This is a genomic window from Pseudomonas sp. Root569, from assembly GCF_001427465.1.
GTDB classification, from domain to species: Bacteria; Pseudomonadota; Gammaproteobacteria; order Pseudomonadales; family Pseudomonadaceae; genus Aquipseudomonas; species Aquipseudomonas synxantha.
Window position 1 is genome coordinate 86,663 of record NZ_LMGQ01000026.1, and the last position, 14,219, is coordinate 100,881.

9 protein-coding genes are annotated in these 14,219 nt (G+C 61.3%); 7 read left to right on the plus strand and 2 right to left on the minus strand.

Going from position 1 to position 14,219, the window contains the following annotated elements; translation table 11 throughout:
* Positions 1–2: 2 nt before the first annotated feature.
* On the minus strand, positions 3–494 hold the full coding sequence (purE, locus tag ASD70_RS22625; protein WP_003195648.1) for a 5-(carboxyamino)imidazole ribonucleotide mutase: 492 nt from the start codon (positions 492–494) through the stop codon (positions 3–5).
* Positions 495–746: 252 nt separating this feature from the next.
* A complete protein-coding gene (locus ASD70_RS22630; protein ID WP_046070139.1) occupies positions 747–1,655 on the minus strand; it encodes a LysR substrate-binding domain-containing protein in 909 nt (302 codons plus the stop codon).
* A gap of 182 nt (positions 1,656–1,837) precedes the next feature.
* Here ASD70_RS22630 and aspA point away from each other — a divergent pair, with 182 nt between their 5' ends.
* The 7 genes from aspA to ASD70_RS22665 all read left to right on the plus strand — a co-directional run bounded on the left by aspA (position 1,838) and on the right by ASD70_RS22665 (position 14,152).
* The gene (gene aspA, locus ASD70_RS22635; protein WP_046070140.1) at positions 1,838–3,262 is read left to right on the plus strand and encodes an aspartate ammonia-lyase; all 1,425 of its coding nucleotides are present in this window, start codon (positions 1,838–1,840) and stop codon (positions 3,260–3,262) included.
* A 392-nt stretch (positions 3,263–3,654) separates the two neighbouring features.
* Complete coding sequence (locus ASD70_RS22640) at positions 3,655–5,106, plus strand: alanine/glycine:cation symporter family protein (RefSeq protein ID WP_046072607.1); 1,452 nt, start codon at positions 3,655–3,657, stop codon at positions 5,104–5,106.
* Positions 5,107–5,183: 77 nt separating this feature from the next.
* The gene (locus tag ASD70_RS22645; RefSeq protein WP_046070144.1) at positions 5,184–6,167 is read left to right on the plus strand and encodes an asparaginase; all 984 of its coding nucleotides are present in this window, start codon (positions 5,184–5,186) and stop codon (positions 6,165–6,167) included.
* Positions 6,168–6,260: 93 nt separating this feature from the next.
* The gene (locus tag ASD70_RS22650; RefSeq protein ID WP_056847490.1) at positions 6,261–10,853 is read left to right on the plus strand and encodes a hypothetical protein; all 4,593 of its coding nucleotides are present in this window, start codon (positions 6,261–6,263) and stop codon (positions 10,851–10,853) included.
* Positions 10,854–10,907: 54 nt separating this feature from the next.
* Positions 10,908–11,900 (plus strand): AraC family transcriptional regulator, encoded by a 993-nt coding sequence (locus ASD70_RS22655; RefSeq protein ID WP_056847491.1) that lies wholly within the window; start codon positions 10,908–10,910, stop codon positions 11,898–11,900.
* A gap of 129 nt (positions 11,901–12,029) precedes the next feature.
* Entirely contained in the window at positions 12,030–13,064 is a 1,035-nt protein-coding gene (locus tag ASD70_RS22660) for a histone deacetylase family protein (protein WP_056847492.1), read from the plus strand.
* Entirely contained in the window at positions 13,061–14,152 is a 1,092-nt protein-coding gene (locus ASD70_RS22665) for a polyamine ABC transporter substrate-binding protein (protein ID WP_056847493.1), read from the plus strand. Before ASD70_RS22660 ends, ASD70_RS22665 begins: the two co-directional genes overlap by 4 nt.
* Positions 14,153–14,219 lie beyond the last annotated feature (67 nt).

Sequence of the window (14,219 nt, forward strand, 5' to 3'; positions counted from 1 at the left end):
CCTCAGGCGATACGTGGGTCTGGATTGTCCAGCACGCTGTCTGTCTGCTCGGCACGGAATTTTTTCAGCACCGCGTGGAACTGCGGGTGCTTGGCGCCCAGGATGCTGGCGGACAGCAATGCGGCGTTGATCGCGCCGGCCTTGCCGATCGCCAGGGTTGCCACCGGGATACCGGCTGGCATCTGCACGATGGACAACAGCGAATCCACGCCCGAGAGCATCGACGACTGCACCGGCACGCCAAGCACCGGCAGGTGGGTCTTGGCTGCACACATGCCTGGCAGGTGCGCCGCGCCGCCGGCACCGGCGATGATCACCTCGATGCCACGGGATTCTGCTTCATCGGCATACTGGAACAGCAAATCCGGGGTGCGGTGGGCGGAGACCACCTTCACTTCATACGGAATGCCGAGTTTTTCCAGCATATCGGCGGTGTGGCTAAGGGTGGACCAATCGGACTTGGAGCCCATGATCACGCCAACCAATGCACTCATCGTCGTGCCTCTTCTCTCTGGGCGCCCGCAGGCGCGTCAAAAAACAACAAGCCACGCAGGAAATCCGGCGTGGCTTGGTGTACGAATTAAGGCCGGTTGGACCGGCCGAAGGCCGCGCAGTATACCGTAATAATCCAGATAAACAGCCCCTTGGATGACCATCTGTCTAGCCGCCCAAACCCGCGGTTTTATTGACTCTTGAGTCAGTCCCCTACACCGCAAGCCCCCTCCCACATTGGATCTGTTTCAGGCTTAGGTATTTTGCGCCGCACCACCTTCCAGTTTGCGCCACAACAAGCGCACATTCGCCTTGCGCACCAGCGCGCAGCGATACAGGCGAATCTCCAACGGCACATGCCATTGCGGCCCGCCACACACCACCAGTTCGCCTCGGGCCAGTTCGGCACGTACGCTTAACTGCGGCACCCAGGCGATACCCAAGCCTTCAAGAGCCATGCTCTTGAGGCTGTCAGCCATGGCGGTTTCGTAAATGGTGGTGAACCGCAGGGCCCGCTGGCGCAGCAGCAAATTCACCGAGCGGCCGAGGAACGCCCCGGCACTGTAGGCCAGCAACGGCACACTGCCCTCGCTTTCCAGGTCGAACAGCGGCTTGCCATCGGCATCGGCGGCGCACACCGGGAGCATTTCGGTGTTGCCCAGGTGCAGCGATGGGAATATCTCGGCGTCCATCTGCATGGCGGCATCCGGGTCGTAAAACGCCAGCATCAGGTCGCAACCGCCTTCGCGCAGGGCGTGCACAGCGTCGCCGACGTTAGTGGCAACCAATCGCGTGGCGATGTTCAGCCCCTCGTTGCGCAGCTGTGCGATCCAACGTGGAAAGAACCCCAGTGCCAGCGAGTGCGCGGCCGCCACCTGCATGACCTCGCCCTGCCCGCCTTCCAGGTGATGCAAATGGCGCAGCACTTCACCGAGTTGTTCGACCACCGTGCGCGCGGTCACCAGGAACAGTTGCCCCGCCGCCGTCAATTCCACCGGCGTGCGCGAACGGTTGACCAGGGTCAGGCCCAACGCGGCCTCAAGGCTGCGAATACGACGGCTGAATGCCGGCTGGGTGACAAAGCGCCGTTCCGCGGCCTGGGAAAAACTGCGGGTGGCCGCCAGGGCGCTGAAGTCTTCCAGCCATTTGCTCTCAAGGTTCATCACTTCCTCCCAAGGGTATGCACCATTTTGGCACACACGCCCGCCATCATAGCTGGGTCACATCCACATTATGCCGTTTGTGCATAGGCCAGTGCTTAACAGCATTGGCCCAAAAAGTTCTACAAGCCTAGCATTCGCAGCGTTCCGGCCAGTTCCGGGTCCATATCGAGATGATTTCCGTCATGTCCTCCGCTGCATCATTCCGCACAGAAAAAGACCTGCTTGGCGTACTTGAAGTACCGGCTCAAGCGTATTACGGCATCCAGACCCTGCGAGCGGTGAATAACTTCCGCCTCTCGGGCGTTCCGATTTCGCATTACCCGAAATTGGTGGTCGGCCTGGCAATGGTCAAGCAAGCCGCAGCTGACGCCAACCGTGAGTTGGGCCAGCTCAGCGATGCCAAGCACGCTGCCATCAGCGAAGCTTGTGCCCGTCTGATCCGCGGCGATTTCCACGAAGAATTCGTGGTGGACATGATTCAAGGCGGCGCCGGCACTTCAACCAACATGAATGCCAACGAAGTCATCGCCAACATCGCGTTGGAGGCCATGGGCCACAACAAGGGCGAGTACCAGTACCTGCATCCCAACAACGACGTGAACATGGCGCAGTCGACCAACGACGCCTACCCCACTGCGATCCGCCTGGGTCTGCTGTTGGGCCACGACGCACTCCTGGCCAGCCTCGACAGCCTGATCCAGGCGTTCGCGGCCAAAGGTGCCGAGTTCAGCCACGTACTGAAAATGGGCCGCACCCAATTGCAAGACGCTGTGCCGATGACGCTCGGCCAGGAATTCCGCGCCTTCGCCACCACCCTGGGTGAAGACCTGGCCCGCCTGAAAACCCTGGCGCCGGAGCTGCTCACCGAAGTCAACCTGGGCGGCACCGCCATCGGTACTGGCATCAACGCTGACCCGCGTTACCAGGCCCTGGCCGTACAACGCCTGGCGACCATCAGCGGCCAGCCGCTGGTGCCGGCAGCCGACCTGATCGAAGCCACCTCCGACATGGGCGCCTTCGTGCTGTTCTCCGGCATGCTCAAGCGTACCGCGGTGAAGCTGTCGAAGATCTGCAACGACCTGCGCCTGCTGTCCAGCGGCCCACGTACCGGCATCAACGAGATCAACCTGCCGGCGCGCCAGCCAGGCAGCTCGATCATGCCCGGCAAGGTCAACCCGGTGATCCCGGAGGCGGTCAACCAAGTGGCGTTCCAAGTCATCGGCAACGACCTGGCCCTGACCATGGCAGCCGAAGGCGGCCAATTGCAGCTGAACGTGATGGAGCCGCTGATCGCCTTCAAGATCTTCGACTCGATCCGCCTGCTGCAACGCGCCATGGACATGCTGCGCGAGCACTGCATCGTCGGCATCACCGCCAACGAAGCCCGCTGCCGCGAACTGGTGGAGCACTCCATCGGCCTGGTCACCGCGCTGAACCCCTACATCGGCTATGAAAACGCCACCCGCATTGCGCGTATCGCCCTTGAAAGCGGCCGCGGCGTGCTGGAACTGGTGCGTGAAGAAGGCTTGCTCGACGACGCCATGCTCGACGACATCCTGCGCCCTGAAAACATGATCGCTCCACGCCTGGTCCCGTTGAAGGCCTAAGCGTTTGTTGCACCGCTCACCAGGTTGAGGGACTAGACACCTCTCACCTTTTGAGGGCCTGAAGGCTCGTTCTTCAGGCCCTTTTTTTTGCCTCAAGGTTGTGAAATGAAGCCCATAAAAACTCCAATATCGCCCTGCAAACCCACCTTGCTTGCCACCGCGTGGCTGAAACCTTTAATCAGCCCGTGCAGACGGATCAGTCTCGCCTAGGTATAGTGCCGCCCCTCTCGCGTCTGCGGCCATCGGTAACGAGGCCCGGGTACCACGCGACACCGCATGAATAACAACACCCGCAAAAGGATGGGGATCGAAGCGTCGTGCACTGCCTGGTGCCGAGCGATGCGTCGGACCGTCCAGCGTTTGCCATCAGAAAAATCAGCGAGGAACACTCCATGCTCGAAGTCATCAACGACTTCCTCTCAGGGAAAGTACTGATCGTGCTCATAGTCGGGCTCGGCGGTTATTTCACGATCCGCTCGCGTTTCGTTCAACTGCGTCACTTTTTCCATATGTTCTCGGTGTTTAAAGACAGCCTGAAGAGCAGCGCCGGCCAACTCAGCTCGTTCCAGGCGCTGATGCTCAGCCTGGCGGGCCGCGTAGGTGCCGGTAACATCGCCGGCGTCGGTATTGCCGTGACCCTGGGTGGCCCGGGCGCCGTGTTCTGGATGTGGGTCACTGCACTGGTGGGCATGTCTTCGAGCTTTATCGAGTGCTCCCTTGGCCAGCTGTACAAGCGCACCGACGCCGAAGGCACCTACCGTGGCGGCCCGGCGTATTACATCCAGCATGGCCTGCACAAACGCTGGCTGGGCATGGTCATGGCGTTCCTGCTGCTGGTGACCTTCGGTTTTGCCTTCAACGGCCTGCAAGCGCACGCTGTGACCCATTCGCTGAACAATGCCTTCGGCCTCGACACCACTTACACTGGCCTCGCGCTGGCGGTGTTGCTGGGCCTGGTGTTCATTGGCGGGATCAAGCGTATTGCTTCGATTGCCGACCTGCTGGTGCCGGTCAAGACCCTGGTCTACATTGCCGTGACCCTGTACGTGATCGTGCTGCAATTCGACCACGTGCCCGCCATGCTCGCGACCATCGTCAAGAGCGCGTTCGGCCTCGACCAAGCCTTCGGAGGCCTGGTCGGCAGCGCGATCATCATGGGTGTGAAGCGCGGCGTGTTCGCCAACGAAGCAGGTTTAGGCAGTGCGCCTAACGTAGCGGCAGTCGCTTCGGTTGAACACCCGATTGCCCAAGGCGTGGTGCAGGCGTTCAGTGTGTTCCTCGACACGTTCATCATCTGTACCTGCACCGCGTTGCTGATCCTGCTTTCCGGTTTCTACACCCCAGGCTTTGAAGGCGACGGCATTGCCCTGACCCAGAACTCCCTGGCGGCGGTGGTCGGTGACTGGGGCCGCATGTTTATCTCCGTGGCCCTGGCGTTGTTCGTGTTCACCTCGATCATGTACAACTACTACCTGGGCGAGAGTAACCTGCGCTTCCTGGTCGGCAATAACCGCAAGGTGCTGATGGGCTACCGCGCATTGGTATTGGTGCTGATCTTCTGGGGTTCCATCGAGAACCTGAGCACCGTGTTCGCCTTCGCCGACATCACCATGACCATGCTGGCCTTCGTCAACCTGTTCGCCCTGGCGTTCCTGTTCAAGATCGCCATGCGCATCCTGAACGACTACGACAACCAGCGTGCGGCAGGCATCAAGACCCCGGTGTTCGACTCCAGCCAGTTCCCTGACCTGGACCTGGACCGCAAGGCCTGGCCGGCCAGCCCGGTAAAACCGGAGCCTGCCGTGCAAGCCACTGCTGAATCGATCGCCCAAGCGCAACGCTAAGCGTAGATAGATGACACGCCGCCCGGCCTTGGGCATGCTCTGGGCCCGGCGGCGTTTTTCGTTCAGGAGATTCTTCAATGCAACCAGCTAATAACGTCATGGTGCTCTACACCGGTGGCACCATCGGCATGCAGGCCAGCGCCAACGGCTTGGCCCCGGCATCGGGTTTTGAAGCGCGCATGCGCGACCAGCTTGCCAATCAATCGATACCCGCCTGGCGCTTTCGCGAAATGTCACCGCTGATCGACAGCGCCAACATGACCCCGGCCTACTGGCAGCACCTGCGCAGCGCCGTGGTCGAGGCGGTGGACGAGGGCTGCGATGCCGTACTGATCCTGCACGGCACCGACACCCTGGCCTACAGTGCGGCAGCCATGAGTTTCCAACTACTGGGCCTGCCCGCACCGGTGCTGTTTACCGGTTCAATGTTGCCCGCCGGCGTGCCGGACAGCGATGCCTGGGAAAACGTCAGCGGTGCCTTGGCCGCGCTGGGCGAAGGCTTGGCATCCGGGGTGCAGCTGTATTTCCACGGCCAACTGCTACCGCCGACCCGTTGCGCCAAGGTGCGCAGCTTCGGCCGCCATCCGTTTGCAGCCTTGCAGCGCCTGGACAACCAGCCCCGCGCCGAATCGCTGCCGGCCGCGCTGGATTATCGCCAGCCCAAGACCATCGCGGATATCGGCGTAGTACCGTTGGTGCCGGGCATGCGTGCCGCGCTGGTGGACAGCCTGGTCGACAGCGGCGTACAGGCGCTGATCCTGGAGTGCTATGGCAGCGGCACCGGGCCCAGCGACAACCCCGAGTTCCTCGCCAGCCTCAAGCGCGCACAGGTCCGGGATGTAGTGGTGGTCGCCATTACCCAATGCCATGAAGGTGGCGTGGAACTGGATGTCTACGAAGCCGGTAGCCGCTTGCGCGATGCCGGTGTGCTGTCGGGTGCGGGCATGACCCGTGAAGCGGCATTCGGCAAGCTCCACGCCCTACTCGGAGCGGGCCTGGCCTGCGACGAGATCCGCCGCCTGGTAGAACTGGACCTGGGCACCGAGGCCCACCCTAGATAACTACCCCCTGCCCTGTCTTGCGCTTTTCTAGCATGGAAACCCCGGGCCTGAACCTCGGGTTGTTCCCATCCATCGGCAAGACAGGGATGTACCATGACCACTTCAAGCGCCACCGCGCAGGCTGCCAAACCCGAAGACCTACCTCTTAAATTGATTACCCAGCTGTGCGTCGGACCCTCGATCACCGAGGTGGCCGGCCAACTGCTGCGCGAATCCCTGGCAGAAAAATACCCCGACCTGCACATCAATCCGGACACCACCCTGCTGGGCACGCCGGTGTGGGAGCTGGTCGACGACAAGATTATCTCCAGCCCCCCGCAGTATCGAACCCTCAGCACCCTGCTGGCCAGGCAGGCCGTGTTGAAGGAGCCCACCTTGTGCATCGAAGGCGAGCATTTTCTTACTCCGCTGCCACTCACCGAACCGGTCGTGCATTTGCCGGTGCGCATCGTCGAAATCGCTAACGTCATCAACGTCCTGGCACCTGTGGTATTCGAGGCGTTCAAGGAACAGCTGGTGGATTACTGGAACACCAGCGGCGGCAATGGCCCGCATTGGCACGAACTGTCCAACACGTTGCGCAATACCTGGAATGTGCAGCAGGTGGACGGCTGGACCGACGACGACTGTGCGCTGGCGCGCCGCTTGTACCACGCGCCCGACCCGGCGAACCGCAGCTCCGGCAGCAAGCTCCAGGCCTGCCTGGTCGACATCGACCTGGTGAGCGACGGCAAGGCCAGCCACACCCCGCAAGTATTTATTGCCGTACTGCTGGGGCAATCCGAGGGCCAAGACGTAATCCTCTGCCAGTCCTTCGACGGCTACAGAAAATTCACCACCCAGGACCAATTGGGCGAGTACTTGACGACGCTGGTGTATCAGCCAATTAACTACGAGCGTTTGCAGTGGCGGCTGTATGAACCCGTCGGCAACTTTTTCGAGCAGTTGGCCTTCTCCCTGATCACCCTGCAAATCGACGCCTTCACCACCGTCTCCATCGACACATCGGCCACATCGAGAACAGCCCCCCTGAGTGTACTGACGGGAACCACCGGGCAGGTCACCGCAAAGGGCCCGGACCTTGACTGGTATCGACACGTGTTGCCGGACTGGCTCGCCCAGGCCTCTGCCTCAGACCGGGCGTTTTATTCGCGGCACCTCAAGGACCTGGCTGCGCTGCACAGCCAGAACGAGGGCAAGACGTACCAAGACGATATCCCCCCTCTCACGCAATACGCCCGCGACACGCTCAGGGCGTTGATCATCAAGGAGCATCCTGAAGCCGCGCACCTGGCCCTGGACACCCTGACTATCCAGGTGCAGAGCCAGGTGGTTTGGGGCGCGTTCACGGTACCGGGGCAGGTCGAGACCAGCACCTTCAGCCTGGCCGAACTGGCCCTGCAAAACCTGATCGCGCTGCCGTTGGGTAACCAGAGCCTGCGCATGCAGACGCGCAAGGCCTTGCCCCAGTGGCTGACTATCGGCTACGTGAAATCCCTCATCACCACGGCCGATATCGGCCGTGCCTACCCGGCGCTGATACGCAGCAAATTGATCGACGACACCACCGAGTCGACGCGGCGAAAAGCCTTGTACACCCAGCACCTGCGCATCCAGCTGCCGCTACTGGCCTTGCAGTACAAGATACGCCAGGAGGGCGGGATCGATGAGCGCGGCTATCGCTACGTGGCAGCAGTGATGCAGGCAGAAAGTGCCGACCGCTATGTCGATGGGCAAGCGATTGTCATCCGGCACCTGGCCTTCGTGCCCAAGCGCAGGCAGAGCAATGGCCAGGATGTGGTAAGCAACATGTACGTCATCGGCCCGCAACATGCCGAAGCCGGTCCATGCCTGTTATACCGCCCGCTATTCGAACCGGTACTGCTGCAATTCCCGTCACCGGCGAACCTGTTGTATGCCATCGCACAATCGCCGACGCTGCGTGACTCGGTGGTCGCCTGGCTGCCGGACACGGTGCGCACTGACTACACCAACTACGTCTTTCCTGGTGACTTGCCTTCACCCTGGGCGGTGGCCGATTTCCTGGTGGAGCCGGACAAACTCTGGACCTACAGCGGCCCCATGAGCCTGGGCCAGCAGGCTCTCAACGGTGACCTGTTTACCACCCTGTTCGATGCCAATGCTAAGGCGCTGGTGACGCTGGCGGACCGCCAATCGGTGTCCAACGCTGAAAACCGCTGGGCCACGTTCAAGCAGGCCGGTTGGCTGATCTTCAATGCCGCATTGCCCTTCATGGGCCGTATTGCGAATACCGGCGCCTGGATCTGGCAGATCCTCGACCAAGTGCAAACTTTCGTCGAGGCGCACAAACAGGGCGAGCAACAGGCGCAATGGTCAGCGTTCACTGATGTGCTGCTCAACCTGGGCATGGCCATGACCCTGCATGTGGCTACCCACGCCCGTCCTGGCACCAGCGCTGCCAAGGTCGAGCCGGAGATTCCCGGCGTCAGCGCTGAAACCGCGATCAGAGTTGAACAGCTACCCACCCGCACCCAGGAACAGCCGCCTGCCGATCATGACCTGCCGCTCAACACCCAGGGCGCACTCACTCGCCCCCCCGCCAGCAGCCTGGCGACGGTACTGGACAGTTTCAAAGTCGAAAAACCCAAGGGCCTGGCAAACGCCGTCAGCGAAGAAGGGGCGTACCAACATCTTTATCTGCTTGCACAACATTACTACGCACCGGTGGGCGAACGCTGGTTTGAGGTGAAGCTGTTCGGTGACGAAACCGTGGCCATTGTCGACCCGAAAGCGCCTGGCCGCACGGGCCCGCCGTTGATTCACAACGCCCAGGGCAAGTGGTTTATCGACCCCCGGCTACGCCTGGCGGGTGGCGGTCGCAAAAGCAAGCAGAAAAAGGCAGCAGACGAAGCAAGGGCAAAGTCCGAAAAGCTGAGCGCGAGCCTGATGGCCTTTGAAAAAACCAAGAAAGCGGCGCAGCGAGACCTGCAACAGGCATTCCAGGCCATGCGCGACGCCCCTGGCAGTTCGACCCAGGCCAAACGCCAGGCCTACCTGAACAAACTCGACAGCCACAGCCTGGAATACGAAGAGGTACGCCAACAACTGATGACCTTGAACGTCTTCACCCAGGTGCCTGATTTCCAGCAAAAAGCCCTCGGATATGTGAAGGCGCAACTGGATCTCAACGAGGCTGGCATCCGAGAACTGCAAACCCGGTTCACGCCGCAACTCAAGACGGTACTGGACCAAATCGAAACCCCTTCGACGTCGACCCAGGCAAGCCGCATCACCGACGCGCAGTTGATGACAGATCTGTGCGACGACATGGTCAAGCGCCTGGATTACACCCACACGCGCTTCACCGAACTGGGCGAACTTGCCCGCGCAGGCACGCAGCTGATTCAAACCGCCAAGGCCAAACTGCCGCTCTACACCAGCGACCATCTACGGGCCCTGCAAGTGACGCTGGCGCGAAACCTGTGCCTGGAACCGCAATCGATCAGCACTGCACCTGAAGCCTGGAGCCTGATCGGCAAGATTGTCGACAAGGCCGATATCGCCGTAGAGACCCTGCAAGACGCCCTCAAAGAGCGCAGCAAAGCGCGCCTGGACGAACGCATTGAAACCCTGGCCAGCCTGGTGGAGCAGTTCCAGCTGATTGACGAACAACTGCAGGACTTCTGCGAGGATTTCCCCGAAAAGACCCTCGACAAGCCCATTGAAAACCTGCGAAACATGCTGAGCACTTTTGCCAATCGGGCCAAGGCCGCACTGGCGCCCTTGCACCTTGAGCAGACGGACGCCCGAATCCGACCTACGCCGCCGCCCACACCGCCAAGGCCGGCGAAAAAATTCATCCATACCCGCTTCAACGGCATGCTGATTGGCGAGCCCCGCCTGACCTCTGTGGGGCTCGAGACCGACCTTGTCGACATCAAGTCTCCGTTGACCCATAAACTCATCGCGACCTTCCATGAGAAAGCCCCGGGTGTCTGGGTCGAGCACCTTTCGCCCAGTACAACCCAGCCGGCACCTGCCGCCCCCACGGTCGAAGCCAGCGTCGCCCATGGCCAGTCGCTGATCGACCAACTGCCAACATTCCAGTCCCGCGCCACGGCGCAAATCGGCAAGCCGTCCCGCACCCCGATCGGCATCGAACGTATGTTTCATCAACATGCGCAGCTGCTGGAGCAGGCCGCAGAGGCTATCGAAGAAGCGCTGACCCAGGTCAATGCCACCGAAAGCGAGCAGCCCGCCGCCGCCGCATTGCGCAAGAAACTCAATGATGCTGTGCAAGCCCTTTACGGGCAGGCCAACGAGCAGGTGCAGACGCTGATCAAGCAACAGCCACCCACGCTCACACGGGTTGAATGGCTTATCAGCCGCCATCTGATCAGCGTCAAGAAGCCCGTTAAACGACGCCGACTCAAAAGCGCTACCAAGGATTATCTGGACGAATACACCCTGACCGATGAGTCCACGCAAACCGTGCTTTGGTATGCCCACTTCCATTACTCGACCTCCGATGCCCCGCTCGACCGGTTTCTGCGCGCTCGCTTGAAGACCCCGCAAGAGCAAGCGCAAGGCCAGGCGGCCGATGACGTTCAAGGGCTCAACGCACAGCAACAGGTCGATTTCTATCGCAGCACCATCAACCTGGCCCAGGCCAAGCGCGTTTTCTTCCCACCCGAGCGCAATTGACCGACCACGGCACATAACTTGCTCCAGCCTGTCAAACCCAGGCTGGAACCCACCATGCTGCATTCACACCTGACTACCCTCAATGCGGTCTCGCGGGTGCTGGACACCTTCAAGGCCGAAGGCGTTAGCTATGACACGCTGCTGGCCGGCAGCGGTATTCGCGAAGCCGACCTGGCACGCGCCGACACTCATATCACCACCCAGCAAGAAATGCGCGTGTGTGCCAATGCCGTTGCCTTGCGCCAGGACGTCGGCCTGGAATTGGGGCAGCGCATGCACGTGTCGTCCTACGGCATGCTCGGTTACGCCTTGCTCACCAGTGCCACCTTCGGTGACGCCTTGCAACTGGCCCTACGCTACCCGGCGCTATTGGGAACACTTTTTGAGCTGAGCCTGGAGCCGGACGGCCAACGCATCTGGTTGACCGCTGGCGGTTACCGCGAGGATCCGGCCCTGACCCAATTCAACGTGGAGTTCTGCCTGGTTTCGCTGAAGGTCATCTGCGCCGACCTACTCGGCCAGCCCCTGCCGTTGCTCGGTGCCCGCTTTGCCTACCCCAGCCCCGCCTACCAGGCACGCTATGCCGAGCATTTCGCCTGCTCATTGGAGTTTTCAGCCCAGGCCAACGCCTTTGCGTTCGACCGGCGCTGGCTCGAACAACCCTTACCGCTGGCCGATGTCATTACCCATCGCGCCATCGCCGAACGTTGCCGTAAACAGAACACCGAGTTCACCGGGCGCCAGGCCTGGCTGGGCCGGGTTCGCCATCTGCTCGGCGCACAGTTGGACGCAGCGCCTGGAGTTGATGGGTTGGCGGCGCAGTTGAACTGTTCTTCGCGCACCTTGCGCCGGCATCTGCATGAGCTGGGTTGCAGCTATCAGGAGCTGTTGGACGAACTGCGCTTCGAGCGTGCCAAGCAGCTGTTGGGCGCCGATGAACTGCCGATCTACCGAATTGCCGAGCAACTGGGCTTCAGTGAAACCGCGAGTTTCCGGCATGCCTTTGTGCGCTGGAGCGGCGTGGCGCCCAGTCAGTTCAGGCCATGATCAGAGGGGCGAATAACGGACACGAACATTGGCCCTGTGGATCCCCTTTTGGCCGCTCCTGCCGTTCTCCGACGCCCCGCGCGCCGCAACACTACAACGCACCCCACCCAGCCTGCGGAGCCCAACACTATGCTGACGATCTACTCGCACGACCACCATCTGCACCATGGCCGTTGTGAATTGATGGACGGGCAGCTGATGCCTTGCTTCGAAATGCCATCGCGGGCCGACCACGTACTGCAGCGGGTCAAGGACCGCGAACTGGGCCCGGTGCAGGCGCCGCAGGACTTCGGCCTGGCGCCGCTGCAACGCATTCACAGCCCCGAGTACCTGGATTTCTTCAAGGACGCCTGGCAGCGCTGGACCGAATTCGGCCAGGACGGCGACCTGCTGCCCTACACCTGGCCCGCGCGCACCTTGCGCCGGGTGCTGCCCACCAGCCTGCACGGCCAGCTGGGTTACTACAGTTTCGACGGCGGCGCGCCGATTACCGCCGGTACCTGGCAAGCCGCGTACAGCGCCGCCCAGGTCGCGTTGACGGCGCAAGAGGCGATCCAGCAAGGCGCGCGTTCGGCCTTTGCCCTGTGTCGGCCACCAGGTCATCACGCTGCCAGCGACTTGATGGGTGGCTATTGCTACCTCAACAATGCGGCGATTGCCGCTCAGGCGTTCCTCGACCAGGGCCATACGAAGGTCGCGATCCTCGATGTGGATTACCACCACGGCAACGGCACCCAATCGATTTTCTACACCCGCAGCGACGTGCTGTTCACCTCGATCCATGGGCACCCGGAGGCGGAGTTTCCCTTCTTCCTCGGCTATGCCGACGAGTTGGGGGAAGGCGCCGGGGCCGGCTTCAACTTCAACTATCCGCTGCCGGCCGGTTCAGGCTGGGAGCGCTGGAGCCAGGCGCTGGAGCAAGCCTGCCAGGAGATCGAACGCTACGGCGCCGATGTGATCGTGGTGTCCCTGGGCGTGGACACGTTCAAGCACGATCCCATTTCACAATTCAAGCTCGACAGCCCGGACTACCTGGCCATGGGCGCACGCATCGCGCGCCTGGGCAAACCCACGCTGTTCGTCATGGAAGGCGGTTACGCCGTAGAAGAAATCGGCATCAATGCCGTCAATGTGCTCGAAGGTTTTGAGGAGTGTGTGCAATGAACCTGTTCAAGGTATTCGCCCTTTGTATGGCCGTACTCGGCGGCGCGGCCCACGCCGAAGAAAAAACCCTGAAGGTCTACAACTGGTTCGACTACATCACCCCTAAGGCACTTGAAGACTTCAAGGCGCAGAACCCACAGATCAAGCTGGTGTACGACATCTTCGACACCAACGAGGCGCTGGAAGCCAAGCTGCTCACCGGCAACTCCGGATATGACGTGGTAGTGCCCTCCAATGTGTTCCTGGCCAAGCAGATCGAAGCCGGCGTGTTCCAGCCCCTGGACCGCAACCAACTGCCCAACTGGAAGCACCTGGACCCCAAGCTGATGAAGCTGATCGAGGCCAACGACCCTGGGAACAAGTTTGCCGTGCCCTACATGTACGGCACCATCCTTATCGGCTTCAACCCGGCCAAGGTCAAGGCAGCGCTGGGTGACGGCGCGCCAGTGGACAGCTGGGACCTGATCTTCAACGAAGCCAACCTCAGCAAGCTCAAGCAGTGCGGCGTGGCCTTGCTGGACTCGCCCTCGGAGATCCTGCCCCTGGCCCTGCAGCACCTGGGCCTGGATCCCAACAGCAACAACCCCAAGGACTACGCCAAGGCCGAAGCGCTGATGATGAAAATTCGCCCCTACATCACCTATTTCCACTCATCCAAATACATGGCCGATATCGCCAATGGTGACATCTGCGTGGCCGTCGGTTATTCCGGCAGTTTTTCCCAGGCCGCCAACCGCGCCAAAGAGGCGAAAAACGGCGTGACCGTGGCCATGCGCCTGCCCAAGGAAGGCGCACCGATCTGGTTCGACATGCTCGCCGTTCCCAAGGGCGCCCAGAACCCAAAGGACGCCTACACCTTCATCAACTACCTGCTGCAGCCGGACGTCATTGCGCCGATCAGTGATTTTGTCGGCTACCCCAACCCCAACAAGGACGCCACCGAACAGGTGGACCCGGCGATCCGCAACAATCCCAACCTCTACCCCACCGAAGCGGCCATGGCCACGCTCTACACCCTCAAGCCCCTGGGCCGTGAGGCCGAACGCGCCAGGACGCGGGCCTGGACCAAGATCAAGTCCGGCACCTGACCTTCGAGGGGGCGAGCCTGCTCGTCCCCTATTTATCTACCGTTTCCGCCGCTCCTGGAATCATTAC

Coding starts and splice junctions, on each gene's coding strand:
- aspA (WP_046070140.1), top strand. CDS start 1,838: ATGTCCTCCGCTGCATCATTCCGCACAGAAAAAGACCTGCTTGGCGTA.
- ASD70_RS22640 (WP_046072607.1), top strand. CDS start 3,655: ATGCTCGAAGTCATCAACGACTTCCTCTCAGGGAAAGTACTGATCGTG.
- purE (WP_003195648.1), bottom strand. CDS start 494: ATGAGTGCATTGGTTGGCGTGATCATGGGCTCCAAGTCCGATTGGTCC.
- ASD70_RS22660 (WP_056847492.1), top strand. CDS start 12,030: ATGCTGACGATCTACTCGCACGACCACCATCTGCACCATGGCCGTTGT.
- ASD70_RS22645 (WP_046070144.1), top strand. CDS start 5,184: ATGCAACCAGCTAATAACGTCATGGTGCTCTACACCGGTGGCACCATC.
- ASD70_RS22650 (WP_056847490.1), top strand. CDS start 6,261: ATGACCACTTCAAGCGCCACCGCGCAGGCTGCCAAACCCGAAGACCTA.
- ASD70_RS22655 (WP_056847491.1), top strand. CDS start 10,908: ATGCTGCATTCACACCTGACTACCCTCAATGCGGTCTCGCGGGTGCTG.
- ASD70_RS22665 (WP_056847493.1), top strand. CDS start 13,061: ATGAACCTGTTCAAGGTATTCGCCCTTTGTATGGCCGTACTCGGCGGC.
- ASD70_RS22630 (WP_046070139.1), bottom strand. CDS start 1,655: ATGAACCTTGAGAGCAAATGGCTGGAAGACTTCAGCGCCCTGGCGGCC.